Origin of the sequence: Bacillus sp. AR13-1 (assembly GCF_008042285.1) — a bacterium.
GTDB lineage: Bacteria > Bacillota > Bacilli > Bacillales > Bacillaceae_G > Bacillus_A > Bacillus_A mycoides.
In genome coordinates, this window is record NZ_QNUA01000015.1 from 107,439 (window position 1) to 134,244 (window position 26,806).

The window sequence follows — 26,806 nt, forward strand, 5'->3', positions numbered from 1 at the left end:
TACATTTTTGTTCGACACTTACAAAAAGAGAGTGTCAACCGCATACCCTTAAAGGGTCTTTTTTTGTGTGAATGTTAGTAAAGGGAGGGAATTTTGGGATGGCAATGTTAAAGAAATGGCTGCTTACATCATTAATGGCAGTGGCACTTGTATTTGTTTCTTTTGCGAATACAGTACATATTACGTTTGCTGAAGGAAAGACAGCGAAACTTGCAATTATTGGTGAATCACAAAAAGGAATTATGTTATGTCCGAAAGAAGTTTCCATTGAAGATGGAGAAACAGCTTTTAGTTTGCTACAAAAAGTTATGGGTGACAAAGTAACATCTGAAAGTATGTCATTTGGAACGTATATAAAGGGCATCGATGGATTAATGGCCGGAGCAACGAGCGGTTGGTTGTATGATGTAAATGATAAATCTGCAGAAGTTGGGGCGGATAGTTATAAATTAGAGTCTGGGGATGTTGTTGCATTTCGTTACGTTGCAGACTGGAGCAATATGAGTCAACAAACGTTGCAACAAACGTTAGATAAATTTGGCACTTGTAAAACTGTAGAAGAGCCAAAACCAGAGGAACCGAAAACAGAAAAGCCAGATGGTAAACCAGAGGAATCGAAAACAGAAAAACCAGATGGTAAGCCAGAAGAACCGAAAACAGAAAAGCCAGATGGTAAACCAGAGGAACCGAAAACAGAAAAACCAGATGGTAAACGAGAAGATAAAGTAACAGAACAACCAAAGCAAGAGAAAGTCGAAATTCCAGCAGCACAATTAAACGAAGCGATTTCTAAAACGTCAGAAAAGATGTTACAAGATGGAATTGGTAGTGATTGGGTTGCGATTGGACTTGCTCGTTCAGGTGTAAATGTTCCGCTTGAAACGAAAATAAACTATGTTAAGCCAGTAGCTGAAAAGGTTAAGAAGCGTTTAAATCGTTTTTCAGCAACAGATTTAGCTAGAACGATTATTATGATGAATGCAATGAATGTCGATCCTACAAAGGTAGAGGGACAAAATTTAGTACAAAATTTATTTGAATCAGATAAAGTGAATTCCGTTACAGGATACGCATTTACATTACTTGCATTAGATACAAAGAAATATGAGATTCCGGCCGAAGCAAAATGGAACCGAGCTGCTTTAGTACAAGCACTTTTACAAGCGCAGCATACAGACGGTGGCTGGACATATGATAGTTCAAGTAGTAAAGAAAGTGCTAGTAACGTTGATGTAACAAGTATGGTATTAGCAGCGTTAGCTCCTTATCAAGATCAAGCAGATGTAAAGCCAGCTATTCAAAAAGCTGTTGATTATTTATACAAGCAGCAGCTAGGTAATGGTGGTTTTGTCGCTGATGGACAAGAGAATTCTAATAGTACTGCACAAGCAATTATTGGACTATCGCTAGTTAAAGATGTAGATCAAGCTCGTCTTAATAAAGCAGTACAAAATTTAATGTCATACCAACTTCCAAATGGTGAGTTCAAATGGTTACCAAGTGATCAAAAAGGTAGCGGAATGGCTACAGAGCAAGCATTTTTAGCTTTACTTCAGTTTAAAGATCTTGGGAAATCGATTTATGATTGGTCAAATGTAGTAGAGAATGAAATTGATACGAAACCAATTGTAGAGCCAGAGACAACTGTAGAAGAAAAAGAAGTTGTAGAACAGCCGAAACAACAAGAAGAGTTACAAAAACAACCAAAAGATGAAAATCTAAAAGTTGTTGTAGATAACGAACGAGTTAATAAAGAAACAAACAAGAATAAGAATCAATTACCACAAACAGGAGCGTCTTCTCATAGTGCAGCTACACAAGTAGGTATGGGTGTATTATGTATCGCTTCTGCATATGTATTATGGAGACGTAAAGCAGCTTAACAAAAATTAGGAGCAATCATTTGCTCCTAATTTTATTATAAAAGTGAGGGCTAATAATGAGTGGGGATGAACAAAATCTCCACTCATTAAAGTTTCACTTTAATATGAAAGGTGAGGGACAGCATGAGTAAGATGAAATGGTTCATTTCTTTAGTTCTTTCATTGGGATTATTAGCCGGATGTGAAGAAACGGCTGTAAAACCTGAGAAGAAGGCAGAACCGAAGCAAGAAGAGCAAAAAGAAGTAGCGAAACAGGAAGAACAAAAAGATGTACCGAAACCAGAAGAGAAGCAAGCTGAACCGGAACAGAAACAACAAGAAGAGCAGAAAGATAAACAAGAACAAAAAGTAGAAGAGAAACCGAAAGAAGAAAAAGCGCAGGAACAACCTGAAGTAAAGAAAGAAGAGAAACCAAAGGAACAGCCTGCTGCAAATAAACAACCAGAGCAACAAAAAGTACAAGAAGAGAAACCCCAGCAGCCGAAAGCACCTGAAGTAAAAGAAGAAGCAAAGGTTGTGAATCAGCCCAAAGAAACACCGAAGCAGGAGCAAAAGAAAAATCCAGAAGAGAACAATAATCTACCAGCTCCGCCAACACCGGTACCACCAGATGTAGTACCAGTACCAGTACCAGTACCTAAAGCAAAACAAGTTACTATCTCCGTAAAAGGAAATGAAGGGTACTTATTAGGTGCGAAAAAGGTTGATGTACAAGAAGGCGACACAGTTTACAGTGTGCTCACGGGCACAGGATTAGAGATTGATGCAATGGGCTCTAAAGGTGATATTTATGTAAAAGGTATTAATAATTTATACGAGAAAGATATTACTGCTACTAGTGGCTGGAAATATCGTGTGAACGGTGCTTTTCCAAACTATAGTGCTGGTGTAGTTAAAGTAAAACCAGGCGATACAATCGAGTGGGTGTTTGTATTAAAATAGGAAAGGATCTTCGGTAAAGGACTATGAAAATAAGCTTTTCTTCTTTACATCCTTTTGTTAATTTTTTCTATTATATTGGGGTGATGATACTATGTATGATGTGTCTTCATCCTCTTTTTTTAATTGGAGCGATTATACTAATTATAATCTTAAATATAGTACAGGGAAATGGTGAGAAAATAAGAAAGATGCTACCTAGTACTATCGTATTCTTTTTGATGGTTATTTTATTTAACTCTTTATTAACGCATAGAGGAGCGACTATGTTATTTTATTTAGGAGATAGCCGGATTAAGCTTGAGGCCTGTATGTATGGACTTGTTATGGGTTTATTATTAGTTGCGATTATGTTTACGTTTGCTTCTTATAACGATATTATTTCGAGTCATAAATTTTTATATTTATTTTCAAGAATTTCACCGAAAGTAGCATTGTTAACGATGATTACAGTGAGGTTTGTTCCTTTGTTTATTAGGCGGTTAAAGAAAATTACACTCGTCCAAAAAACGAAAGGTGTGCAATTAGATTCAGGTTCACTCATTGAGCGTATAAAAAATGGAATGAAATTACTGCAAGTGTTATTAGTTTGTTCGTTAGATGATGCACTACAAACAGCAGATTCTATGCAAGCTCGTGGGTTTGGTGTAACGAAACGTACGACATATATTCGATATAGAATGGAAAGACGTGATTTGTATACGCTAAGTTATTTAGTTTTTCTATTAATAACTTCATTTATATTTAGTTATTATGGCGGAGGGAAATTGATTATCTATCCGAAAGTGGAATCAATACTGTTCCAGCAATACGATGGAATTATGTTTATATTATTTATGATGTTTGTTAGTTTACCAATTATGATGGAAGGAAGGGAATGGATATGGTGGCGCATGCAGAAATGAAGAATTTATCATTTATATATATTGATGAAAATGAAGAAGCGTTACAGCATATTTCTCTTTCTGTTCAAAAAGGAGAATTTATAGTACTTGCTGGCGGTTCAGGTTCTGGGAAGACAACTTTATTAAAACATTTTAAAAAGGAGTTACTTCCAATTGGCACGCGTTCTGGACATACATATTATGATGGTGCTTTATTAGAAGAAGTACCAGATTTATTATCTGCCCAAGAAATTGGTATGGTATTTCAAAATCCAGAAAATCAGATCGTAATGGATACCGTTATTCAAGAATTAGCATTCTCTTTAGAAAATATCGGATTACCATCACATATTATTCAACAAAGAATAGCGGAACTCATTAGCTTTTTAGGATTTCAAGATTTGTTACATCAATCTGTTCATACTTTATCTGGTGGTCAAAAACAACTTGTAAATTTAGCTGCGGTGTTAGTCATGCAGCCGAAACTATTATTACTGGATGAACCGACAGCACAACTAGATCCGATTGCTGCGAAAGAGTTTTTAGGATTATTAAAACGTATTAATGAAGAACTTGGAATTACGATTATTTTAAGTGAACATCGTTTAGATGAAGTTATACCGCTCGCAACACGCGTTGTTTGTATGGATAATGGCAGAATCATTTATGATGGTACTTCTAAAAGTGTGATAGTGAACATGTGGGAAGTAGAAAAGTTTCGTCCATTCATTCCGCAAATTCCAAGATTGTTTTTAGAGTGGAATGTGAAAGAGATTCCATTTACAGTGCGAGAAGCACAAATGAAAATGAATGATTTTTCAGCGATATCATATAGGAATGGGCAAGTAGAACAATGTGAAAAGCGAGATGTAATTTTAAGTGCAGAACATATATCTTTTCAATATGAAAAAAATAGTCCACTTATTTTACGAGATTTAACAGTGAACATCGAAAAGGGAAAATGGACAGCTCTAGTTGGGAAAAACGGAACAGGGAAGTCTACACTGTTAACGATTTTAGCAGGATTGCAAAAAGCTAGAAGAGGTAAGGTAAAGTGGAATGGGAAAGTGGTACATAAAATTGATTCGAAAGAACGATTTAAAAGTATAGGGTACGTATCGCAATATCCGTACTATCATTTTACTTTTGATACAGTATGGGAAGAGGTTTATGAGCGTGCGCGTGAATTATATGGTGAAGAGGGAAAAACAATAGCAGAAGAAATGTTGAAAAAGTTCTGGTTAGATTCACTTAAAGAGCGCCATCCACATGATTGTAGCGGCGGAGAGCAACAATTACTCGCATTATGTACAACGTTATTATCAAAGCCAACTTTATTATTACTTGATGAGCCGACAAAGGGACTAGATCCATGGAAAAAGGAAAGAGTAGGAGAGCTATTTAAACAGTTGCAAAAAGAAGGTACAACAATTGTAATGGCAACGCATGATATTGAGTTTGCAGCGAAATACGTTGATCAGTGCATGATGTTATTTGACGGGAAAGTCATTATGAATGATGCACCGAAAGAGTTCTTTAGTGGTAACTTCTTTTATACAACATCTATTAATCGATTCATCCGTAGAGAGTTGCCATTTGCATTAACGTGGGAGGATGTGTACGAAGCGTGTCCAAACGATATGTTGCATTCATAATATTTATTTTTGCTGTTGTAATATGTACACTACTCTTTACGACTTTTATTATGGACGGGTATTACATGGTAAGTAGTTTGTTTTTATTAGCTGTCATTATGTTACCTTTCTATGTTCGTTTTGAAAGGAAGGCGTTTGTTTCACGTGAAATTGTTATCGTTGCAGTGTTAGCGGCGATTGCAGCGGTTAGCCGGGTACCATTTTCTATTTTACCAAGTGTACAACCGACTTCTTTTGTCATTATCGTTTCTGCAATTGTTTTTGGGAGTGAAACTGGCTTTATGATTGGGGCAACGGCGGCTATTGTATCTAATATTTTTTTAGGACAAGGTCCGTGGACGCCGTGGCAAATGTTCTCTTGGGGCATGATCGGGTTTATAGCAGGACTATTACGTAATACATTTTTAATGAAAAAACTGTGGGGAAGACTGTTGTACGGATTTGCCGTTGGATTTCTATTTGGCTGGATTATGAATTTTTGGGGTCTTCTTGGTTTTATACAGGAAGCAACGTGGGAAACAGTTATTGCTTACTATGTCGCAAGTTTTTACTTTGATCTGAGTCACGCGATATCGAATGTTATTTTCCTTCTGCTATTTAGTACGTCATGGATTACGATCCTCACAAGATTTAAAAAGAAATACGGTATATTAGATGAGCATAACGTGACATAGAAAAGCATACTCATATAAGGTAGGGTCGCGACTTACATATTCGTTTGCCTCTTTCATGCTTCTTACATATTGTAAGGAGCATTTTTTATTGTCAAAAAATAGATTCAATATATGTCCGTTATTATATGAGTTTATTTGTATAATAGTAGGTGAGAACTATTTTCAAGAGGGAGGTGTATAGTTAATGAAGTTAGTTATTCCGAAGCAACATGGAGCATGGGCGATGCTTGTCATACCATTTCTATTAAGTGTATTACTTGGTAAACCTACTTTTTATCATATCCCATTGTTTTTAGCCTGGTTCTTTATCTATCTAGCTACTTATCCATTTCTCATGTACATAAGGCAAAGACGAAAAAAAGAATTTCTACACGCTGCAATTATTTATTTTATCATTGCATTTGTATTTGGGATGATTTCTTTATTATATGAATGGCGAATTCTTTTATTCGCAGTATTAATGATTCCATTGTTTATTGTAAATATGTATTACGCTCGTCAAAAAAATGAACGAGCATTACTAAATGATGTTTGTGCGATTATAGTGTTTTGTATAGGTGGTTTAATCAGTTATTATTTCTCCGTGAAATTCATAGATAAAACAGCATTATTCATTGCGCTTATTTCATTTCTATATTTTTTAGGAAGTACGTTTTATGTAAAAACGATGATTCGTGAAAAAAATAATCCGAAGTATCGTTTTATATCTTGGGGATACCATATTGTATTAACGGTAATTGTATTTGCTATAAATCCATGGTGTTCACTCATATTGGTACCAAGTGTAATTCGGGCCATTATGTTGTATGGCAAAAAGATTTCTATATTAAAAGTAGGGATTTTAGAAATTGTTAATTCTGTATATTTTTTAATAATAACGGTAATAATGATGAAGTATGCCATTTGAAAAAAACTTCCCATCTTTTGATGGGAAGTTTTCATTCTTGTTCTAAAATGTGAACGGTGTAATCGCAACGTTGAAGAGCTTGCTCTACAGCGTAAAGGGATTGTTCAATACGTGCGCGATTAAAATCTTCTTCAACAGTTTGTAATGCATCTTCTAAACAATGTTTCGCTTCTTGTAAGGAATGAAAAGAATCTTGTACGTATCCACGAGCATTCTTTTTCAAAGTAGTAGCCTCCTTTTGTACATCTTTTTGTAGTATGAACAATAAAGAAGAAAATATAATTTTTTATATTTATTTGACAATTATAATAAAATTACGTATAGTTAAATTTAAAGTGAATATTTTCTTATCCAGAGAGGTGGAGGGACTGGCCCGATGAAACCCAGCAACCGCGATGCAGGTGCTAATTCCAGCAGAACATATTTGTTCTGGGAGATAAGACGAAGATATACGTAACTTCTTCTTATCGGAGAGGTTTTTTTGTTGCAAAAAAACCGATTACGAAAACATATAATAAGAAGAAAGGGGTTGCGAAGTACTGTGACACTCGAAAAATACGTAAAACTGCGTAGTACAGTTTATGAATATATGATAGAGCAAGATAAGCCAATATCATTGTTAGATATTCAAGAACATATCGTTTCGCATCATGAAGGAAAATTCACTAAAAAAATGTTACATCAATTTTATTTATCAAGACTATTAGATGAACTCAAACTGGATGGGAAAATTACTTTAGCTGATGATGAATATCGCTATGCTGAAAAAGGGGTATTTTATAAGGCGGGAAAAGGGAGCTGAGCTCTCTTTTTTTTGAAGTATGTAGAGTAAAAGACTGCTAAAGCAGCCTGATACAAGGGAATGGTGTTGAGTGTGTAGTGTCAAAGATTGAATGTGCCTGAAAGAGGCACTTCATATCGGCTGCAAATGAAAAGAGACACCTCCGCCGAATAGGTGTCAGTCGTTTTGTCACGTAGACTCGCTACTTGACAGTTATTAGAATAACATGCAGGATTTTGGAAGTCAAAAGGGAATTAGAGGAAGAGGTGTTGTGATGTATGCATACTTATTAAAAGATATAATGAAATGGATTCCAAAGTACATTATAGATAGAGGATATGAATATTATGAAGAGGGACATGTAGAAGATGTTGAAATACACGACAAGAAAGTATTTGCTTTCGTTACTGGAAATGCAGGGAATTATGAAGTGATTATTGATCTTGAAGATTTTGCAGAAAGTAGCTGCGAGTGTCCTTATGAAAATTATTGTAAACATATGGCGGCAGTTGTGTATGAAATTCAAGGTGCTGGTGAGAGTACAGTTAAAGAGCAATTGAAAGGTTTAGAAAAAGAAGAGTTACTAACAGTATTAAATCGTTTGTTACAAAGTTCGAAAAATGTGCAAATTGTAGAGAAGATGTTAAAGAAGGAGAAACTTTAACTAAAGAGGGAGTTGTTTTGTAGTGAACGTACTTATTATATATGCTCACCCTAATCCTTCAAGCTTTAATGGGGCAATTTTAGAGCATGTGCAAAAAGGACTTGAGGAAACAAATCATTCTGTTACGCTACTTGATTTATATAAAGAACAATTTGATCCAGTGCTTGTATTTAATGAAGAGAAGAAAAGACGTGATTTACTAAATGAAGAAGAGACGAAGCGATATAGAGAATTAGTGCAGAAAGCGGATATTCTTCTTTTCATATATCCGATATGGTGGTGGGGCATGCCTGCTATTTTAAAAGGATTTATCGATCGTATTTTTGTAGCTGGATTTGCTTATAAATATGAGGGGTCATTACCGAAAGGCTTATTTAAAGGAAAGAAAGCATGGGTTATTAATACGTTAGACTCACCGTTATGGTACGTGGCCCTATTATATCGATCAGCGGATTGGATTATGATGAAAAGAGGGGTTTTACGTTTTTGTGGTATTCGCGATATAAAACGTTCTGCTTTTCAATCTGTGAAAACGAGTAAAGTAACGAAGCGTGAAAAATGGCTGTTACAAATAGAAGAAGCGGCTCGTACATTATGAATGAAATCGATCGTATTATAAAGTGTTGCAATTATGATGACGAACTTTTGCGTACGTATATTAATTGTTTAGTCCAATTGAAGAAATACAGCGAAACGTTTCAACAAATTCAAATACAATTAAGAAATGATTATTTAATAAGAGGGATTTGTGAAAGAGAAGTTGATGAGGTGATAAAGGGAAGTAAAGAATATGAAACATATTTTCTTCCTAAAGTATTGCAGTGGAATTTCCTTAAGAACAATCCTCATATGATTGAAAAAGTATGTGAAGATTTGTTTACATATGAAGCATTAAATCATGCAGAGGTAGAGTGGAGAAAGGTAATAAGCTGTATAGATAATGAATGATTTATTATATAAAAAAGCTAGTATAAAACTAGCTTTTCGTTTAAATAAATAAGAAACATAGACTAATGATAAATCCTGCATATAGTAAGTTAACAACACAAAATCCCATAATATCACGCGCGCTTAAACCAGCTATCGCTAATGCCGGTAATGCCCAGAAAGGTTGAATTAAATTTGTCCAAGCATCGCCCCATGCAATTGCCATCGCTGTTTTCGCGGCAGGTACACCAAGTTCAGCGCCAGCTGGAATCATAATTGGTGCTTGCACTGCCCATTGACCGCCTCCAGATGGAACGAAAATATTTACAATGCCAGCACTTAAAAATGTAAAGAGCGGGAATGTGGTTTCATTTGAAATACTAATAAAGAAAGTAGAAATAGCTCCTCCAAGCGAAAGACCTTCACTATTTACTCCAATCATCATCCCCATAATTCCAGCATAGAACGGAAACTGAAGTAAAATACCTGAAGCACTCTTAGTTGAGTCAGAGAAAGCGCGAATATATTGAATCGGAGTACGGTGGAAAATAAGACCGGCAATTAATAACATAAAAATAACGATATCAAGTGTAAGGTTAAAGCCTTTCGTACTAAAATAGTTAAAAATATAAATAAGACCTAATAATCCGATGCAAAGTGTAATAATCATACTATTTTCCATTTTTTCAGCGAACGTATTGTTCCCTACTTCTTGAGCGGCAGCTTCTTCATGGAATACGCTAGGATCTACAGTAATTGTATGCTTTTCATCTGGATGCATGGCCCGGTTAATGAGAGGCATCGTAACGAGAAAAATAATAACTGGCACGAGTGCGTATGGTGAGAATAACGTTTCTGTTATTGGAATCGCTTCTTTAATACTTCCAGCTGTCGTTTTAATTAACGTTTCGCCGCCAGTTGCTAACGTAAGAGGGATAGAAGCAGAAAGGCCTGCATGCCAAATGAGAAATCCAGAGTAGGAAGAAGCAATTGCTAACCTATAATCTAATCCTTCTAACTGTCTGGCCACTTCTTTTGCATATAAAACCGATACAACAATACCAAATCCCCAGTTTATGTATGCTCCTAGTAAACTTACGATTGAAATAGCAATAATACCTTGTCCATTTGTTTTCGGTAATTTCGCTGCTCTCGTTAATCCTTTTTTAATAAGAGGAGCGTTTGCTAATGCAGATCCTGTCACGAGTACAAGAGCCATTTGCATAGAAAAAGCGAGAAGTCCCCAAATGCCATTGCCCCAATGCGTAATCATTTCGACCGGTGTTTGGTGCGTGGCAAACATGCCGAAGAAGATAACGAAAACAGTTAATAAACATGATAAAATAAACGGTTCTGGTAAGAAACGCTGCACAAGGGCAACACATCCATTTGTAAATGAACGAAACAAAATAGATCAACCTCCTTATGTATGTTTATTACAATGTTCGAGGTTGTTTGGGGGATAACCTTTAATTTACGGAAAATTCAGACATTCAAGATGATTGTAATTTATTGATAGATTGATATTATTAATAAATGGATAGGATTAAAAAAGTGCACCTCCGATTGTTAGACTGTGTCTAATAATCGGAGGTGCACTTTTTTATTTACCTTATTGAACTAAAGCATTTGTTAGCTGAATAGCAAATGATTAAAATCCACTATTTCTCCCAAAGCTCAATCAATCGCCCTTCAGGATCTTTAATCCAAATAAACTTTCCAAATTCACTAATCTCTTCTTTCTTTTCAAGAGGTACGCCAATTTGTTCAAGATGCTGAATAGTCTCGTTTAGATTATGTACTTGGAAATTTAACATCACTTGTTGTTCTGTAGGAAAATAACTATCATTCTCGGCAAAGAAAGAAAAGATAGTCTCAGTTCCTAATTCGGGTTTAATCACAGTCCCGTTCCAATTTTCTATTTCAATCTTCAACACTTCACTGTACCATTTTTTTATAACATCAAGATTTTTAGTTCTCCAAAATATTCCTCCGAAACCTTTTATCATTGTATTTAACTCCTATCTATCTTTAAATTTTTAATGACATAAGTTCAACCTTCAATAAAACGCAGTGCACAACGAGAATGGTGATCGGTAAGATCTTTTGCAAATTGTTGATTCGGAAATCCTCTGTGAAGCAATCTCAACCCGCCTGAAGTTAAGGATATATGATGATGGAATCGATAGAATAACATCCTGTTGGGGTCGAGAGTATCATTCTTTAAATATCGATAATAATCCCCAAATCGGAACTGCAAAAAACTGTGCTCATGCTCAATATCAAAGAACTCGGCTCCTTCGATATCAATCAAATAAGGTTCTAGTTTGTCATTAATTAATACATGATCAGGGCCGAGTTCCCCATGTATAAATCCATAACGACTTCTTGGTTCAATTTTTGATTCAAGCTCGTACAATGTATCGAGTAGATTGCTATGACTAGCCCTGATGCTGTCAATATGTTGGTATGCGTAATCTAAATCTCTTTTTGTATTCTTTATTTGCAAGTGATGACATTTTTCCGTGTTGATCCCACTTTGATTCGCTTTCCCATGAGTAAGTCTCTCGTTGGCATGCATGTCTGCCAGCATATCTCCTATCCGCTGAAACACTTTATCTTTAACATATGAATCGGAATGTTGAAAATAAACTTCTGCCTTTTGTCCATTTACATATTCAACGAGAGCATAATCATAAGGATAACGGTTTCTTTCCTTATTCAGATCATATAGAAGGGGGGTTTGAATTCCTTGTTGAATTAAATACTTGTTATTTAATTCAAATAAATCACTACTATAGGAGTGCTCATGTATATCTCGGTTTGCTATTTCTTCTTGAAAATAATTCATAGTAAGATCCCAAACATACAGAACGCAGGAAAATCCATTGCTGCAGTCAATCTTATAGACTACCTTTTGTGCACCGCCATGCATTTTCGTTACACTAGAAACCAAATAATTGGTACCAAAGACTTTTTGCATATACTCCTGTAAATCAGATTGATCAAGGTGACAAGTGATTCTCAATGAATAACACCCCTTTTCTTAGGTTTTACTGTCAATCAAACTATATAAAAAATCTAACCAAAAGTATAGACTGTTTATTTATAATTTGTTATGATGTTAGATTGTGTCTGGAAAAATAGTCATATAAAAACCCGTTGGAGCTTCAATGTTTTTTTGATGAAATCATTCTTACTTCTCAAATACCTCGCCACACAAAAACTTAAAATGTATTACAATGAATCTATACGATTTTTAATCCTTCTTCTTTTCACTAACTTTACCATTATTTTTAATTGAGTATTACTGCCCCGTCAGTTTAAGTAAAAAACCTTCACAATCTCAATGATATATTCAAACTCGAATAATCTAATTTCCTGAAAACGTTCCTCAACAATCTCGCCCTTTAGTGGAGTAACTTTATTGCTACTCAGCAGTTTCTTAATACGTCTTTCAGTTCAGATTTTCTTTTCACTATAAAAACCTCTCTTTAGATAAACAGATCCAAAGGGACAAAACATCGCGTCTTTTAAATAAACACCGTGACTTTATTTAAAAGCGATATTAAACATATTCTTCAAATCCTGGAAGCATATGTTTGCCGCAAATGAAAAGAACCATAAGCTTGCCAAACGGCAAAATTATAATTTTGATAGCTGTCGTCATTTTTTATTCATATATTGGAATTGATTTTCATAATGCGGAAAAATAGGGGGATTTATATGTCAAAGTGGCAATCTAAAGAACAATTGGTTCAATTATTAAGCAATCTTGTTGAAATTCCTAGTATTACAGGTTCAGAAGCTGAAGTTATATTGCCAGACTTTGTTGTAGAACAATTATCTGACTTACAGTATTTCAAACAAAATCCGCATCATTTACAAAAAAATCCAACGGGGGATGGACGATATTTTGTTACAGCTCTAGTAAAGAAAAGTGATAGTACGAAAAATACTGTAATTCTTGTTAGTCACTTTGATGTTGTAGATGTACAAGATTATGGAGTGTGGAAAGAAGATGCATTTAACCCTAAAAAATTAACATCTATGTTTTATTCTCATAAAGATGAGCTACCAGATCATGTACGTGAAGATATTGAACAAGGAGATTGGCTATTTGGTAGAGGAACGATGGACATGAAATGTGGTCTAGCTTTACAAATGGCGATGGTTGAGCAAGCTTGTGAAGGAAGATTTGATGGGAATGTTCTTTTATTGGCTGTTCCAGATGAAGAAGTGAACTCTGTAGGGATGAGAGCTGCTGTTCCAAGATTATTAGACCTAGCAAAAGAACATGACTTAGAGTATAAAACGGTCCTAAATTCAGAGCCTATGTTTTCAAGACATCCTGGTGACCAAAATAAGTATATTTATACTGGTTCTATTGGGAAGGTGTTACCTGGTTTCCTTTGCTATGGAAAAGAGACACATGTAGGCGAACCTTTTGCAGGATTAAATGGGAGCTATATGGCTGCATTATTAACAGCTGAATTAGAGTTGAATACGGACCTTTGCGATATTGTAGATGGTGAAGCAAGTCCTCCACCAACTAACTTGCTTCAAAGAGATTTAAAGGAGGATTATTCTGTACAAATTCCTCATCGTGCAGTCACGTTATTTAACTTGTTTTTACTAGAAAAAACGATGACAGATGTAGTTTCATTGTTACGCCAAAAAGTAACGAAAGTAGCAGAGAAAATTGAAGAATCGTATGAGGAGCGAGCGTATCATTTTTCTAAGTATAATCCGTTCATACCGCCTAATCTTAAAGTAAATGTATTAACGTATGAAGAGCTTATCGCTTATGCAATTGAACAACATGGAAGAGAAAAAATAGATGAAATTCAATCCGATATTATAAAAAATAGAGAAGATAAAGATGATCGTGCAGTAACTATTGATTTAGTAGACAAATTAGCTATCTTATGTAAAGAAAAGGCTCCAATGATTGTACTTTTCTTTGCGCCGCCATACTATCCAGCTGTGAGTTCACGCAACAATCCTTTAATTAGAGAGGTAGTTGTAGAAATGGAAAAGTATGCCCACTATAATCATAGCATTACATTTGAAAATCAAAATTATTTTGGGGGAATTTCAGATTTAAGCTATGTTGGCTTACAAAACCCATTGGATTCAATGAGTTCTCTTGTCGACAATATGCCATTATGGGATAAAGGTTATTCGATTCCACTTCAGGAATTAGAAGAGTTTGACGTTCCAGTATTAAATATGGGACCAGTAGGAAAAGATGCACATCAATGGACGGAGCGTCTGGACGTAAATTACGCATTTGAAACGTTATTAGATATGTTACCTATATGTATTGAAAAACTACTTGTTTCTAATAAAGTTACACAGTCATAGTATTTGCATAAGAGCGAGAAAAGGACCGTAGTGATACGGTCTTTTTTTCGTAATGAATAGTTTGAAACCTTAGATTTATGAAATTGTGATGTAAGAATTCTCCTTAAAATAGATTCGCAATAAACTATTTAGAGAGAGTAGATATGGCTTGTACACTTTTTGTAACGGTATTTGCTGAGTTTTTGTATAATATAATTATGTGAAGTTAACATAACTTATTGTATCAATAATATATATTTGCGTAGAATATCCATTTTAAGATTTTGAAGTACCCCCCTAAATGAAAAATTTATTTCGCTAAAGTTAGTTACTTAGTGAAGTCTGCTCATTTTTTTCGTATTAGGGAAGAATGTACTTTTTAACTTGATGGGTATGGGGTAGTACCCCTTGTAGCAAAACCGGAGTGGAAATGATGAGTATAAATAGTTTTGTGAGATTGATAAAGGACGAATTATTAAAAGAGGTAAGCATAAGAAGTGAGGATGAATTCGAGCCTATAGTAGTTAAAGATATTCCTAGACTTTGGAAGTGTTTAGGGACAGGTAATTATGCCGCAGTATTTATGCACAAAGAATACAAAGATTGGGTAGTGAAAGTTTACGCGCGAGAAGGAGAAGGAATTGAAAAAGAGTCAGAAGTATACCGAAGAATCGGAAATCATCCTTCTTATTCGAATCTTATATATAAAGGAGAAAATTTCATAGTATTGAAACGTTTAAAAGAAATTACCTTATACGATGCTATTCATAAGGGGATTAAAATTCCTAAGCAGGTAATCCTTGATATCAATGAAGCTATAGAGTATGCAAGGGAGCAAGGATTAACTCCTTGTGATGTTCACGGAAAAAATGTGATGATGGAAAATGGAAGGGGATATGTAGTCGATGTATCTGATTTCTTAAAAACAAAAGAAGATAGTAAGTGGAGAGACTTAGAAAAGGCATATTTTACATTTTACTTGCCTTTCATTTATAAATTGCCTTTCCCTGTTAAAATACCGTATTTCATGTTAAACATTGTTCGACGTTCATATAGAAAATATAAGAAGCTTAAAAAGAAATTCAAATTGTAAAAGGACCACATACTTATCTTTAGGTTAGATAAGTGAACCACTAGTAAACAAAAGGACCGTACATTTTAGATATGTCTAATATGTACGGTCCTAATTTTATAACTTCATGAAGTAATTTATTTATAAAATGATTGTAACAATAGAATATACCTATTTCAGTACATTTCATTTTAAACATATTGATGTACTATAGTTCTAAACAAATCACAATAATTGATTAGAAGGGGAATAAACTATGTACACAGACGCAATTGAATATTAAAATTTCAATCTAATTTACCTTTGCATAGATGCAGGTATCAGTTAGTTTTTTACCGTCAGCTGAAAGATCTTCATTACGTAATATCCCTTCAAGCTCAAAACCTAGTTTTTCAGGGATCGTACGACTTTTAGTGTTAGTAGATTCACAGCGTATTTCAATCCTTCTAAATTTGAGTAACTGAAATCCAAGGTTTGTTAACTCACTTACTACCTCTGTCATATATCCATTGCCACTAAATTGCGTATTAATCCAGTATCCAATTTCACATTTAGAAATTTTCCAATTAATTCCGTGAAGGCTAGCAGTTCCAATAAAATCATTAGTATCCTTATGATAGATAAGATAGCGAAAGCTTTCTCTTTTCAAAAAATCTATATGGGCATTTCTCAGGAGAATTTCCGTTTCTTCAACAGTAGGAATTGACTGAAATAAAAGCAACCATTGTTTTAACTCATTAATTGAATCCTTAATAGCTTGGTGTACGACATTCCCGTCACCAGCTTGAAGTGGTGCTCGAAGAATTAGTCTGTCTGTTTCTATTTGTAACGGAACATCTAATAAAATAGAATTCATATCATTTCTCCTCTCGAAAACTTTAAATTATGACAGAATGAAACGTATATAATAAAAAAACTTTCACCCAAAAGAAATAATTCTTGAGGACGAGAGTTGCAATTTCATGGCACGTTATTATGATAAATAAATTAAAAAACACCCTATCTCACTAACAGGAGATCCCGTCACAGCATTACTATAAGTTATTACAGAACCGTGCGAAGCTCTTAGTCTTTCTTCATTAAGAACTTGATATGTAGCAATACAGTAAAGTTTATCTCCCATAAAGGGACCTCCCAAAAATTAGTAAACAATAAATATATATTCAATTAATCACTTAGAAATCCCTTTTCACATATTGAAAACCAAACTGCCAGTTGGTACAAAAAATGGCTACCGAAGCAGCCTTAGGTTGTTTAACTCATGCATGCGTTAGTTGAATAAGGAATTATTATTTTTTTATCTATTGGCTTACAATTTTTATCTTTTGCATTTCTTAGCTTGATGGTGATGGGGGGGTACCCCTACTAGAAAAATTGTCTCCGCGTGAACGTGAAGAACTTGAAAAATTTAAAGAAAGCACAAGATGCTTTTGATAAACATGAAATCGGGAAAGCTATGAATAATGTTCAAAAGGCAAAAAGTGATGAAAATAAAGAATTAACAAAGCAATGCATTGCAAGGTGAGATTCAACAAGAATTTTTAGCTACATTTAATAAGCTGAACATGAATGATATTACTGGCGATGTAAAAGAAGCCCGTAAATCTTTAGATGATCTTATGGATTGGATACAACAATCTGACTTATTAAAATCTCAAAAGGATTTTGTTGATACGTTACCTGAAAAAGAAGCGAGTATCTCTAAACTAGAGGAAAGTAAAAAATAAAGAAAAGAGGTTACCTAAAAGTAACTATCCAGCGACTTTTGGGACAACCTCTTCTTTTCGTTGTAGATTTTCAAGAAAATTTAGAATAAAATAAAAATATAATCATCTACCTATTATTTACTAATGAAAAGAAAAGGGGTAGCGAAATGCAACTGAAGTATGGGAAGCACATTAATATATTATCTATTGTTCTAACTTTGTTCTCTTTTTCCGTAATTGTAAGTTTCTCTACCTGGTTGAGTGGATATTCAATTCCCAACCTTTCTACAATGCTTAAGGTAACAATGTGGAGTGCATTTATTCTTGGAATTATAGGGTTTAGACAAGAGAAAAGCGCACTAGCGATTATAATTATGGGAATATGTGCCTTTGCTCTAGTCGTTCTATATACTTATGCGGTTATAAGTTTTCTTGAGCATTAAACACAAAAAAAGAAACGAACATTTTTGTTCGTTTCTTTTTTTGGGGGATGATTATTATAAAATAGCCTCTTCTAATGATTGAGTGCTGAATCCAAGAATTGATTTTTGAGTGTTATTCTCATGATCTTTTACAATGATATATGGAACGCCCTGTACGTTAAAGAATTCAAACTCTTCTTTTCCTTCTGGGGTATTAGAGGGGTACCACCCACATTTTTTACTGAAAAAGAAATTGTATTTATAAAGCGAAAAAAACGCTATTCTTTTTGTAACAATATACAGAAACGCCATCCTTTCCTATGATTCTACAGAAAGAATAGCGTATTTTTTCATTTTAGGGGGCATTTCTTTTTATTAGTTTGATAGCGAGGTGACGATACCCCTTTATTGTTTTTCAGACTTCGCTTGTTCTAAAATGTATGCTTCTTCTTGTTCCGGTGTCGCTAATTCGTATGCTTTACCAGTGCTGCTATTGTCCCATTCCCATAATAAATTATGCTCCTCAACCGATTGAGAGAAATCGCCTTCATACCAACGAACCAAAATCTTAAGGTACTGTTCTTTATGTTGTAAGGTTCCACTATTACTTTCATCAATCGCTTGACGTACTTTTTCGATGTTTTCTGGAGTCATTTTGATAAATCCTTGCTTTTCGTGGGATAATACTTTTTGATGAGTCATTTTGTGCATTGCATTGATTATATGATGATCAGAGTTGAGGTCAAGTATTACCTTTTCCCCTTTAATTCTCTCAGTCTGCTTTTCCTTAACGTCTGAACCTGCATACGTACCGACTTTGTAGCCAGTAAAAATACCAACTGCTATAGCAATAACTAAGGTTGATGTGATTTTAATCCACTTTTTCAAACCTCTTACCCCCCTTTTATTGAAGTGTACCATAAAAGAAGAACTGTATGCCCATATCTATCTGTGAGGTCTACATAACGTATCATTATCAATAGTCAACGATGTATAAAATTTTCGTTATGGGGGTAGTTAAAAATATTAGCTTGATAGCGATGTGGCGGTACCCCTTAATGGGCATCTTTTTCATATTCAGCAATAAATTTCATAGTATACTAATATTTAGGTATTTATATTGGGAGGATTAAAATGATGAAGAAATCAGTATTAGCAGTTGGTTTATCGGTTGCAATGTTAGCGGCTTGCGGCGAAAAAGAAGTGGTTCAAAAAGAGAAGCCAAAAGCACAACAAACAACTGCGAAAACAGAACAACCAAAAGATGAGCAAACACGAATGATGAAAAGTTTTGAACGTAGAACCAAAGAAATTAAAGAATATTTCGGCGGTACTGTTACAGCGGGTGAATTAAAAAAAGAAAATAACTTGTATGTCTTATATGTTTTCGTTGACAAAACAGCATTGTCAAATGCAGACGAAGGCCTACGGGAAAATTTCGGCTACAGAACGAGAACAAAGTTAAAAGATGCCGTTGCGCAGAGTGGCTTGCAAGAATACGGCAAAACAACCATAAGATACTTCACATCAGACAATAAAACAGAAATTGAATTTGAATAAGTATTCCTGCGGGAGTGCTTTTTTATTTTATTTGCAGGAAATTATCACCATTTGTCGAATTATATAAGCTGAAGGGTGATAAAAATGAGACATAGAAATCTTTTTATGCTGGCAATGAATACGTAAAAACAAAAACATTCACTTATAACGGTTAATAGGAGGAATTATCATGAAAAAATTAGCTACAATTGCATTAACAGTAGCTTTAGCTTTAGGCGGTTTGACGGTTATGAACATTAACACACCTGAAGCACAAGCAAGTGAAGATTGTCATTACATCTGTGGTCCTAGCGAAACGGTGAATGGTGTTACAGTTCAAGTTCACGCTACGGAATACACTTTTGGTGGAAACGTAATTGCAAGAATTACAAATAACCGAGCTGAGGACATTCATTATAATGTCAGCATCGAAAAGAAATATGGAGACAACTGGGGAGAATATGATACTTTCTTCCATTGGCAAAATCAATGGGTTCCAGCTGGAGCAAATGATGAAATTTCAACTTTCACAGGATATGGAGAAAACATTTACGACAATGGAACATACCGTTATAAAGTTGAAATTGTAAGTGCTGACGGTTCTGTAGATACAATTTACACAGCAGCAATGACGGTAACAGGGCGATAGCTCATGACTGAGCTTCATTATTTATGATTGTATTATCAATAATATCATTGATAATTGCGTTGATATTATTATTAAAATAAGCTCTTCGGAGCTTATTTTTTTATATAAAAATTGAATATTAATATTCTATTATTGAGTTTTATCCTCTGTTCATAAACATAAGATTTTCTGGACAGATGTCTCTTAACGGACAGAAAACGCTTAAAATATGTCCGGATTGTGTCTAAACGTACAATTTTCCCGAAATGGTATGGTGAGACCACATCCATCAACTTAAGAAAAGTAAACACCCCAAAAACAAAAAAATGAGCTGACTTCTCAAAAAAACTAACTGTAGAGAAAGAAAATTTTCATTTAGGGGGTACTTCAAAACCTTAGCTTGATGGGCTTTTTTCTTTTTTCTAAAGATCCAGTGTAAGTTCTTTAAATATTTTCATACCAGATAAACCCTATTGGGTTTTAATTTTTTGGATTACGCTACATGCTTGTGAGGCATAGAAAGGTTATATACGACGCCTAAGATATCAAAGACGGTTTCTTCTCATACCTATGGGATTTTCGTCCGTTTTTCTGTAAGAGATCAAACAGACGAAACAATATCTTTGTTAATTCTTTGGTGTCTTTTTGTAGAGATTCATAAATAAGTAGAAAATAATCTTTTATGATATAAATCGTTTTATATTCGCTTAATTCTCGTTTTCTCTTGATGAGAATTAATTGGCAGATTTGAGACACAGAAGCTATTTTGAACGTAAGGGATTTGTAAGGAATAGGTAAGGAAAAAGAGATTTTCATTGTGTATGATGAAAATATAAAGAAGCATGAAAGGAGGAACAGATATAACTTATATATGAAAAACAAACCAGTTAATAAGAGCGTTTCATGGAAAAGAAATAAATTCTGAGGTTAACATACATGCAAAAAGAGGGATTTACCGTTTATTAGGACAGAATGGAGCTTGTAAAAATAATCATTATGAAGATGATTACGAATTCAATGTTGACTTTTTGTCATCGGTAGAGATGATAGCTGTGTGGTGAGTATGAAATATCAAGCAACCACCTATACAATATGAATAGAGGAGAGGAATGCCTTATGAAAACACGTAGTCAAATTACATTTGCAAGTCTGGCTCTTTTAATAGCTGGAAGTTCCCTGTTATATACAACGCCAGCCTCAATTGTAAAAGCAGAGCCCACTCAAAATGTATCTAGTTCGTTACAAACAAGCACTCAACGAGATCGTACTTCCGTCAAGCAAGCAATGCGGGATACATTGCAACTTGGATACCCGGGGATACTTGCTAAAACTTCTGAGGGTGGAAAAACTTGGGGTTATGCCGCTGGGGTAGCGGATCTGAGCAGCAAGCAACCAATGAAAACAGATTTTCGCTTTCGCATTGGCAGTGTGACGAAGACGTTCATCGCAACGGTTTTACTTCAATTAGCTGGAGAGAACCGCCTGAATCTAGACGACTCCATCGAAAAATGGTTGCCTGGTGTCATTCAAGGAAATGGATATGATGCTAAACAGATTACTATCCGTCAGATGTTGAATCATACAAGTGGTATCGCTGAATACTCAAGGTCAAAAGAAGCTGATTTTACGCATACAAAAAGATTGTATACCGCTGAAGAGCTAGTGAAGATTGGACTTTCGATGCCCCCAGACTTTGCCCCAGGAAAGGGCTGGTCTTATTCAAACACAGGATACGTATTACTGGGTATCCTTATTGAAAAAGTAACCGGAAACAGTTATGCGGAAGAGATTGAAAATCGGATTATTGAACCGCTTGAATTGTCGAATACATTTCTACCTGGCAATTCAAGCGTTATTCCAGGCACTAAGCATGCCCGTGGATATGTCCAACCAGACGGAGCAAGTGAGCTAAAAGACGTTACTTATTTTAATCCAAGTATAGGTAGCTCGGCTGGAGATATGATTTCTACTGCTGACGACTTAAACAAATTCTTTTCTTACTTGCTCGGTGGAAAATTAATGAAAGAACAGCAACTAAAACAAATGCTTACTACAGTTCCTACAGGAAGAGCTGAAATCGGGAGATACGGTCTTGGAATCTATGAAACTAAGCTTCCAAACGGTGTCCCGATATGGGGACACACAGGTGGTATTCCAGGATTTAGTACTTTTGCTGGAGGTATACTTGGAGGTAAGCATACGTTGGCCGTCAGTTTGAACAGTATGGGTAGAGCTAACAGTCCTGATCCTTTTAAAAATATTTTACTTGCTGAATTTGGTAAGTAGGTAAAAAAGGAAAAACGGATAAATTTTGAGGTTTTTGGAACTTTGACGGTAATCCAGCGCTATTAAGCTAATAAAATAAAATCCTCCCTAAAATAAAAAAATACGCTATTCTTTCTGTAGAATCATAGGAAAGGATGGCGTGTTTTCATTTTGAGCAAGATTTTGCTTTTCCAGCCTGAGAGAAATGTGGTGGGAACATATACAGAATGAATTTAAAATATAATGGGGAGGGAATTTATGAATATAATAAAAGATTGTAATTTTTATCTGGTTAAAGTTATCTCAAATGAAGAAATAGGACCCAATCATGAGTCCTATTTCTTCATTTGCAGGTATTGGTGGTTATATACTATGATTCTGTGTCTCTGTATTTATCAATAAACTTTTAGACATAACAGTTCTGCAATGTCACCTTATCCTTAAAAACCTTCAATTAATCCTTTTTTAATCCCTTTTACGACTGCTCCAACTCTTGAATCTACACCCAGTTTTCTAATAATTGAAGAAATGTGATATTCTACAGTTCTTTTACTGATTGAAAGGTCCGTACTAATCTCATAATTTGTTTTATCTTTTGAGATTAAGAGTAATATTCTTTGTTCAGCAGAAGTTAGTGCTTCAATATTATTTCCCATAATCTGATTCTTAGAAAATAGTATATATCCCATGTGACTTTGACGAATTGCGTTAGCTAGGTCAAATGCTGATCTTTCTTTCGTAATGTATGCACTTGCTCCAGCTTCAAAGGCCGCATTATAATATTCTTCATGATCATATCCTGATAGAATTACAACCTTTACATCCGGAAATTTTGACAATAAATCTTTTGTAAGTTCAATACCATTATACTGCTTCATCCTGATGTCTGTAACAATTACATCAGGACGGGTATCTTCCACAGTTTTAATTAATATGGAAGGATCGTGAACGGTATTAATCACCTCAATATCTTCCTCAGATTCTAGTAGTCTTTGGATGCCTAGCATAACCAACAAATGGTCATCCACTAGTAGTGTATGTATACTCATTATTTTCCTCCCAATTTACTGGTATGGTAAATGTGACTAATGTTCCATGTTCTTTTTCAGAAGATATTCTCAAATTTCCGTTCAACTCGGAAATTTGACGCTGGATGGTCATTAGACCAAGGTGGTTGCTTGTACTAAATTCAGAAAAACTGTTCGGAACACAAAAGCCTATGCCGTCATCTTCTACAGTACAAACATAGCAGCCTCTTTCTTCTATGATATGTATTTGAACATTATTCCCCTTGGAGTGCTTAATAGCATTATTCAGTAGCTCTTTTATAATACGATAAATCTGTATTTCGAGATTTTTCGAGAGAATTTTTAATTTGCAATTAAATTGTATATGAATGAGAATGCGATAATTTAATTCGAACTCGCGTTTTAGTGTGTGTAAACTTGCTTCTAAACCTAAATCTTCTACGATAATAGGGTGAAGATTATGACACATTTTTCTAATGCTATAGATAATATCTTCAAGTTGCTCATCCATTGAATTTAATATGTCTATAGAAAAGTTTCTTTTGGTCTGAAGCATTCTTATTTCGTTTAATTGCAAAATAAGAATTTGAAGAATTTCATCATGTAAGAAAATCGAAAGCCTTTTCCTTTCATTCTCTAGAGATTGAATAATCTGATAGTTAAATTGTTTCCAGTTTTGAGCTTTTACCTTTGCTTTTCGAATTTCTTTTTTATTACTATTGAGGGTATTAACACTTAATAGTAAATTTGCCGAGTTTATTACAACCTCTTCAAGTTCATTAATTTCTTGAGGTTTAAATAATGTATAATCATTTTTTTCACCAATAATAATAGCTCCCTGCATGCCTTGGTAAATGAGTATTGGAAAACAAATTAAGTGGTATTTTTCAAACTGAATATGAATAGGAGTAGTACCTTCCTTTAGTAAGTAATTCTGTTCAAGTTGATTCAATTGGTTAAACAGCTCAAATTTATCCATATCCTGAAAAATACCTGTCTCATATAATGAATGATAAATACTATTTGAGTTCCATATTATGGAAACGCCGTTAATGTTAAACATCTGGTTAATAAGCTGTCCGACTAATTTTGCAAGCTCTTTAGCATGTTTTTCCTTCGAGAGTGTTTGAAAAAGCTCAATCTTATGTAAACCTGATTGTGCATCCTTTTTTATGTTTAAATACCTAAATAATGAGAGAATAAGTTTATATATATATACAGAGAGTACAACAGATAATACACTTAAGCCGCATAGTATAAATATTTCTTTTTGTGACAAATCTATGAATTGCTCAACCGAAAAATTTAAAAATAAGAAATTGAGCAAGTAAAAGAGTAAGTTTGTTAGCCATTTAGAAATTCTAATCTCAAATTCGATAACTTCTTGCTTTATTAATAAATAAGAAATAGTTAAAGGAAATATAATAATACTAGGTAAACAATATGTAAATGGAATTTTAGATTCCCCAAAAAGTAGACCGGGAATCAGATTAAGTAGAACAATAGGTAAAAAACTAAGAATAATACCAAAAATCAGAATATATAATTGACTTTTCACCTTAAGGTTATTTTCTCGTAAATGTAATGAAACAAGAAAAACACAGATGCTAATACTCAGAAATAGGTTAGTAATTAGTAAAACTTTAAATAAAAAGCTAAAATTATTGTTAGACATATATCCAAAACAACAAAAAATTATATAAATAATTGTCAATCCTGTTGAAATTACAAATGATACAAGGTTGAATATTTTTACATATTTTGGTTTGGTAGATACAGGGAAATTAGAGAAAAAACTTATTAAGAGATAAGAAAGTATAAAAATACTACTCACCTCTATAGCTTTAAAAATATTTATATCATAGCTAGATAATAAGGATGTTAAAATAGCTATCCCAAAGACTGATGTTAGAGAAAAGAATTTTTTTGCTACAATAGATTGTCTTTTTTTTAAAAAGCTAATTAATCCTATAGTAAAAAAAATAAGACTAATAACGCTGATCATATAAAAATGACTAATTAATAAAGAGTTAACGCTTTCTTTAAAATTACTAGAGTGAAAATAGTAAGTATTTATTAAAAGTATTAATAAATATAAAATGCTTAAAGGTATACAGAACCAAATATTACGCATAGGAGTGACCTCTGCCCATAACCATCATTTGAAAATAAGTCATTTCGTCTTTAGAAAGAACAAAATGCATTTCTAAGAGTGCAAATGCTTTTCTATAATATAGTTGAGATAGGATACGACAATAGTGAAGTGCTCCAGATTGTTCTATGTAATCCCGGACTAATGCCCGAACTTCAGGTGACGAAGATATTTGTTCATCCGTTAAATTTTCAAAAAAATTATCCTGTGTTTTGCAACTATATTCATAAGCTTTTAAAAAAGGAAGATAAGCCTTTAAGTCCTGAAGGTCATTTTTATTATCTGTCATGGCATCATTAGCATCATTTCTTAGCTGACCAGCTATCCCTATATAAGATGTAATTTCTTTTAAAATTCTATTTTCAGGATTAATAGTTCGAAAGATAATTTCTGTGAGTAGACCGGATTTCTTTTCAATAAGTTTCATATATTCTTCTTCACTTAAAATTATTTTTTTATCTATTGAAAAACAAAATTGGATATCTTTCCATTCTCCACAACACGAATGTATCAATTGTTGGAGAAGATCTCGTGTTGCAGTATCTTTTGTCTTATAAGTTAAGTATATCAGTCCTTGCATAAGTAAATATTGAGAAACTAACAAAAAACGAGGATATTCGTTTTTAAAATATAATGGATCTAATACGTCTCCATCACACAAATCATCTATTATATCCGCTGATAAAAAGATAAATTCAACCCCCATTGCCTTATCTAATTCTCTTTTTGTTATTGGTTGTCGTTTGGTCAAAAAAGAAAGAGCTAGATATAGCTCTCCCCACGAGAAGCCAGAATATTCAGGATTTAAAACCTTTCCTTTATGAGAAAGACATTTCTGAATAAGTAGAAGTATTTCAGATTCATCACTTTGATTACGGTAGGAGATATGGTAATCAATATGATTGATTAAACAATCTTTAAACCCACTGATTTCCACCATCAATTTTCACCCGGAAATCCTTTGCATACTCATCTAATACAATTCGCTCTTCAACTGATAGTGTCTCCAATGAAGGACATAATTCATAAGTTTCAAAGGTAAGTTTGTTTTTTTTCATCTCCATTAAAAATTCCCATATTGCTTTATTCATAAAAATAACCCTCTTTCCAAATATTCTGTATTTTAGTTCTATATAAAAAAATACAATAAAAATGGGATATTTTCAATATAGTCCTTAAATTTTTAATACTTAATTTACATATATTTTTTTTATTATGCGTGAATTTACAATATAAACTTGCGGAATATACGGATTCTACTAGGATATTTATCTGATAAATTAGACACATAAGACATAACGTCTTAATAAAAATTTTAGGGGGAAAAGAAAATG

Annotated in this window: 29 protein-coding genes, 1 pseudogene and 1 riboswitch; of the genes and pseudogenes, 18 read left to right on the forward strand and 12 right to left on the reverse strand. The window is 34.0% G+C overall.

Going from position 1 to position 26,806, the window contains the following annotated elements; translation table 11 throughout:
* Positions 1-98 precede the first annotated feature (98 nt).
* From DN408_RS13925 to DN408_RS13950, 6 genes are all read left to right on the forward strand, one after another.
* A complete protein-coding gene (locus DN408_RS13925) occupies positions 99-1,883 on the forward strand; it encodes a DUF4430 domain-containing protein (RefSeq protein WP_016127303.1) in 1,785 nt (594 codons plus the stop codon).
* Positions 1,884-2,006: 123 nt separating this feature from the next.
* Entirely contained in the window at positions 2,007-2,825 is an 819-nt protein-coding gene (locus tag DN408_RS13930) for a DUF4430 domain-containing protein (protein WP_016127302.1), read from the forward strand.
* A gap of 23 nt (positions 2,826-2,848) precedes the next feature.
* A complete protein-coding gene (locus DN408_RS13935) occupies positions 2,849-3,727 on the forward strand; it encodes an energy-coupling factor transporter transmembrane component T (protein WP_147740218.1) in 879 nt (292 codons plus the stop codon).
* Positions 3,700-5,361 carry an ABC transporter ATP-binding protein gene (locus tag DN408_RS13940; RefSeq protein ID WP_078422363.1) on the forward strand — a complete coding sequence of 554 codons (1,662 nt, stop codon included), beginning with the start codon at positions 3,700-3,702 and terminating at the stop codon, positions 5,359-5,361. Before DN408_RS13935 ends, DN408_RS13940 begins: the two co-directional genes overlap by 28 nt.
* Positions 5,334-6,035, forward strand: coding sequence for an ECF transporter S component (locus DN408_RS13945; RefSeq protein ID WP_002167975.1), 702 nt, complete (start codon positions 5,334-5,336; stop codon positions 6,033-6,035). Before DN408_RS13940 ends, DN408_RS13945 begins: the two co-directional genes overlap by 28 nt.
* A 184-nt stretch (positions 6,036-6,219) precedes the next feature.
* Complete coding sequence (locus DN408_RS13950) at positions 6,220-6,942, forward strand: YwiC-like family protein (protein WP_147740219.1); 723 nt, start codon at positions 6,220-6,222, stop codon at positions 6,940-6,942.
* Positions 6,943-6,973: 31 nt separating this feature from the next.
* Here DN408_RS13950 and DN408_RS13955 read toward each other — a convergent pair whose 3' ends face one another.
* Positions 6,974-7,165 (reverse strand): hypothetical protein, encoded by a 192-nt coding sequence (locus DN408_RS13955; protein WP_002084448.1) that lies wholly within the window; start codon positions 7,163-7,165, stop codon positions 6,974-6,976.
* A 121-nt stretch (positions 7,166-7,286) separates the two neighbouring features.
* Positions 7,287-7,385, forward strand: a riboswitch (SAM riboswitch).
* 38 nt (positions 7,386-7,423) lie between these two features.
* Here DN408_RS13955 and DN408_RS13960 point away from each other — a divergent pair.
* From DN408_RS13960 to DN408_RS13975, 4 genes are all read left to right on the forward strand, one after another.
* On the forward strand, positions 7,424-7,744 hold the full coding sequence (locus tag DN408_RS13960) for a hypothetical protein (protein ID WP_002110869.1): 321 nt from the start codon (positions 7,424-7,426) through the stop codon (positions 7,742-7,744).
* A gap of 205 nt (positions 7,745-7,949) precedes the next feature.
* Positions 7,950-8,387 carry an SWIM zinc finger family protein gene (locus DN408_RS13965; protein ID WP_002066108.1) on the forward strand — a complete coding sequence of 146 codons (438 nt, stop codon included), beginning with the start codon at positions 7,950-7,952 and terminating at the stop codon, positions 8,385-8,387.
* Between the two features lie 22 nt (positions 8,388-8,409).
* Complete coding sequence (locus tag DN408_RS13970) at positions 8,410-8,985, forward strand: NAD(P)H-dependent oxidoreductase (protein ID WP_016127298.1); 576 nt, start codon at positions 8,410-8,412, stop codon at positions 8,983-8,985.
* Positions 8,982-9,335, forward strand: coding sequence for a hypothetical protein (locus DN408_RS13975; RefSeq protein WP_002167980.1), 354 nt, complete (start codon positions 8,982-8,984; stop codon positions 9,333-9,335). The genes DN408_RS13970 and DN408_RS13975 overlap by 4 nt, the downstream gene beginning before the upstream one ends.
* Before the next feature lie 40 nt (positions 9,336-9,375).
* Here DN408_RS13975 and DN408_RS13980 read toward each other — a convergent pair whose 3' ends face one another.
* The 3 genes from DN408_RS13980 to DN408_RS13990 all read right to left on the reverse strand — a co-directional run bounded on the left by DN408_RS13980 (position 9,376) and on the right by DN408_RS13990 (position 12,297).
* Positions 9,376-10,722, reverse strand: a complete 1,347-nt coding sequence (locus DN408_RS13980) for a short-chain fatty acid transporter (RefSeq protein WP_002033241.1) — start codon at positions 10,720-10,722, stop codon at positions 9,376-9,378.
* Positions 10,723-10,975: 253 nt separating this feature from the next.
* Positions 10,976-11,323, reverse strand: a complete 348-nt coding sequence (locus tag DN408_RS13985; protein ID WP_002033235.1) for a VOC family protein — start codon at positions 11,321-11,323, stop codon at positions 10,976-10,978.
* A gap of 44 nt (positions 11,324-11,367) precedes the next feature.
* Positions 11,368-12,297: a phosphotransferase gene (locus tag DN408_RS13990; protein ID WP_078178955.1), complete on the reverse strand. Its 930-nt coding sequence runs from the start codon at positions 12,295-12,297 to the stop codon at positions 11,368-11,370.
* Positions 12,298-13,040: 743 nt separating this feature from the next.
* Between DN408_RS13990 and DN408_RS13995 the strand changes: the two genes are divergently transcribed.
* A complete protein-coding gene (locus DN408_RS13995; RefSeq protein WP_002128248.1) occupies positions 13,041-14,681 on the forward strand; it encodes a M20/M25/M40 family metallo-hydrolase in 1,641 nt (546 codons plus the stop codon).
* 403 nt (positions 14,682-15,084) lie between these two features.
* Positions 15,085-15,753, forward strand: coding sequence for a protein kinase family protein (locus tag DN408_RS14000; RefSeq protein WP_003190427.1), 669 nt, complete (start codon positions 15,085-15,087; stop codon positions 15,751-15,753).
* 271 nt (positions 15,754-16,024) lie between these two features.
* On the opposite strand, the gene DN408_RS14005 is transcribed toward DN408_RS14000, so the two are convergent.
* Positions 16,025-16,588 (reverse strand): GNAT family N-acetyltransferase, encoded by a 564-nt coding sequence (locus DN408_RS14005; protein WP_002128246.1) that lies wholly within the window; start codon positions 16,586-16,588, stop codon positions 16,025-16,027.
* A 117-nt stretch (positions 16,589-16,705) separates the two neighbouring features.
* Positions 16,706-16,855 (reverse strand): hypothetical protein, encoded by a 150-nt coding sequence (locus tag DN408_RS31440; protein ID WP_002185389.1) that lies wholly within the window; start codon positions 16,853-16,855, stop codon positions 16,706-16,708.
* A gap of 261 nt (positions 16,856-17,116) precedes the next feature.
* Here DN408_RS31440 and DN408_RS31445 point away from each other — a divergent pair, with 261 nt between their 5' ends.
* From DN408_RS31445 to DN408_RS14015, 3 genes are all read left to right on the forward strand, one after another.
* Positions 17,117-17,257 carry a hypothetical protein gene (locus tag DN408_RS31445; protein WP_002066118.1) on the forward strand — a complete coding sequence of 47 codons (141 nt, stop codon included), beginning with the start codon at positions 17,117-17,119 and terminating at the stop codon, positions 17,255-17,257.
* Positions 17,247-17,459, forward strand: a complete 213-nt coding sequence (locus tag DN408_RS14010; protein ID WP_002128243.1) for a hypothetical protein — start codon at positions 17,247-17,249, stop codon at positions 17,457-17,459. The genes DN408_RS31445 and DN408_RS14010 overlap by 11 nt, the downstream gene beginning before the upstream one ends.
* A 146-nt stretch (positions 17,460-17,605) precedes the next feature.
* Positions 17,606-17,881, forward strand: coding sequence for a hypothetical protein (locus DN408_RS14015; protein ID WP_002084476.1), 276 nt, complete (start codon positions 17,606-17,608; stop codon positions 17,879-17,881).
* Positions 17,882-18,265: 384 nt separating this feature from the next.
* Here the strand turns inward: DN408_RS14015 and DN408_RS14025 are convergent, their stop codons facing one another.
* Positions 18,266-18,748, reverse strand: coding sequence for a PRK06770 family protein (locus tag DN408_RS14025; protein ID WP_078179226.1), 483 nt, complete (start codon positions 18,746-18,748; stop codon positions 18,266-18,268).
* A gap of 246 nt (positions 18,749-18,994) precedes the next feature.
* Between DN408_RS14025 and DN408_RS14030 the strand changes: the two genes are divergently transcribed.
* Complete coding sequence (locus DN408_RS14030; protein WP_002167985.1) at positions 18,995-19,420, forward strand: hypothetical protein; 426 nt, start codon at positions 18,995-18,997, stop codon at positions 19,418-19,420.
* Between the two features lie 169 nt (positions 19,421-19,589).
* Entirely contained in the window at positions 19,590-20,048 is a 459-nt protein-coding gene (locus DN408_RS14035; protein WP_002084479.1) for a hypothetical protein, read from the forward strand.
* A gap of 472 nt (positions 20,049-20,520) precedes the next feature.
* Here DN408_RS14035 and DN408_RS14040 read toward each other — a convergent pair.
* Positions 20,521-20,777, reverse strand: a pseudogene (locus DN408_RS14040) (IS4 family transposase); the annotation flags it as partial.
* 366 nt (positions 20,778-21,143) lie between these two features.
* Between DN408_RS14040 and DN408_RS14045 the strand changes: the two are divergent.
* Entirely contained in the window at positions 21,144-22,313 is a 1,170-nt protein-coding gene (locus tag DN408_RS14045; RefSeq protein ID WP_078179209.1) for a serine hydrolase domain-containing protein, read from the forward strand.
* Between the two features lie 419 nt (positions 22,314-22,732).
* Here the strand turns inward: DN408_RS14045 and DN408_RS14050 are convergent, their stop codons facing one another.
* The 4 genes from DN408_RS14050 to DN408_RS31450 are packed head-to-tail and all read right to left on the reverse strand — an operon-like array spanning position 22,733 to position 26,563.
* On the reverse strand, positions 22,733-23,341 hold the full coding sequence (locus DN408_RS14050) for a response regulator transcription factor (protein WP_002128205.1): 609 nt from the start codon (positions 23,339-23,341) through the stop codon (positions 22,733-22,735).
* Complete coding sequence (locus DN408_RS14055; protein ID WP_033730040.1) at positions 23,313-25,454, reverse strand: sensor histidine kinase; 2,142 nt, start codon at positions 25,452-25,454, stop codon at positions 23,313-23,315. The genes DN408_RS14050 and DN408_RS14055 overlap by 29 nt, the downstream gene beginning before the upstream one ends.
* Positions 25,447-26,415: a polyprenyl synthetase family protein gene (locus tag DN408_RS14060; protein ID WP_002128202.1), complete on the reverse strand. Its 969-nt coding sequence runs from the start codon at positions 26,413-26,415 to the stop codon at positions 25,447-25,449. Before DN408_RS14060 ends, DN408_RS14055 begins: the two co-directional genes overlap by 8 nt.
* Positions 26,390-26,563 (reverse strand): hypothetical protein, encoded by a 174-nt coding sequence (locus tag DN408_RS31450; protein ID WP_001030236.1) that lies wholly within the window; start codon positions 26,561-26,563, stop codon positions 26,390-26,392. Before DN408_RS31450 ends, DN408_RS14060 begins: the two co-directional genes overlap by 26 nt.
* Positions 26,564-26,806 lie beyond the last annotated feature (243 nt).

Excerpts from the sequence above, each read along its gene's own strand:
- DN408_RS31450 (WP_001030236.1), bottom strand. The coding sequence starts at position 26,563 with ATGAATAAAGCAATATGGGAATTTTTAATGGAGATGAAAAAAAACAAA.
- DN408_RS14035 (WP_002084479.1), top strand. The coding sequence starts at position 19,590 with ATGAAAAAATTAGCTACAATTGCATTAACAGTAGCTTTAGCTTTAGGC.
- DN408_RS14050 (WP_002128205.1), bottom strand. The coding sequence starts at position 23,341 with ATGAGTATACATACACTACTAGTGGATGACCATTTGTTGGTTATGCTA.
- DN408_RS13935 (WP_147740218.1), top strand. The coding sequence starts at position 2,849 with ATGAAAATAAGCTTTTCTTCTTTACATCCTTTTGTTAATTTTTTCTAT.
- DN408_RS14015 (WP_002084476.1), top strand. The coding sequence starts at position 17,606 with ATGCAACTGAAGTATGGGAAGCACATTAATATATTATCTATTGTTCTA.
- DN408_RS13950 (WP_147740219.1), top strand. The coding sequence starts at position 6,220 with ATGAAGTTAGTTATTCCGAAGCAACATGGAGCATGGGCGATGCTTGTC.
- DN408_RS14045 (WP_078179209.1), top strand. The coding sequence starts at position 21,144 with ATGAAAACACGTAGTCAAATTACATTTGCAAGTCTGGCTCTTTTAATA.
- DN408_RS13965 (WP_002066108.1), top strand. The coding sequence starts at position 7,950 with ATGCAGGATTTTGGAAGTCAAAAGGGAATTAGAGGAAGAGGTGTTGTG.
- DN408_RS14030 (WP_002167985.1), top strand. The coding sequence starts at position 18,995 with ATGATGAAGAAATCAGTATTAGCAGTTGGTTTATCGGTTGCAATGTTA.
- DN408_RS13995 (WP_002128248.1), top strand. The coding sequence starts at position 13,041 with ATGTCAAAGTGGCAATCTAAAGAACAATTGGTTCAATTATTAAGCAAT.
- DN408_RS13925 (WP_016127303.1), top strand. The coding sequence starts at position 99 with ATGGCAATGTTAAAGAAATGGCTGCTTACATCATTAATGGCAGTGGCA.
- DN408_RS13975 (WP_002167980.1), top strand. The coding sequence starts at position 8,982 with ATGAATGAAATCGATCGTATTATAAAGTGTTGCAATTATGATGACGAA.
- DN408_RS13940 (WP_078422363.1), top strand. The coding sequence starts at position 3,700 with ATGGATATGGTGGCGCATGCAGAAATGAAGAATTTATCATTTATATAT.
- DN408_RS13990 (WP_078178955.1), bottom strand. The coding sequence starts at position 12,297 with ATGCAAAAAGTCTTTGGTACCAATTATTTGGTTTCTAGTGTAACGAAA.
- DN408_RS31440 (WP_002185389.1), bottom strand. The coding sequence starts at position 16,855 with ATGGGAGATAAACTTTACTGTATTGCTACATATCAAGTTCTTAATGAA.
- DN408_RS14055 (WP_033730040.1), bottom strand. The coding sequence starts at position 25,454 with ATGCGTAATATTTGGTTCTGTATACCTTTAAGCATTTTATATTTATTA.
- DN408_RS14005 (WP_002128246.1), bottom strand. The coding sequence starts at position 16,588 with ATGAATTCTATTTTATTAGATGTTCCGTTACAAATAGAAACAGACAGA.
- DN408_RS13985 (WP_002033235.1), bottom strand. The coding sequence starts at position 11,323 with ATGATAAAAGGTTTCGGAGGAATATTTTGGAGAACTAAAAATCTTGAT.
- DN408_RS13930 (WP_016127302.1), top strand. The coding sequence starts at position 2,007 with ATGAGTAAGATGAAATGGTTCATTTCTTTAGTTCTTTCATTGGGATTA.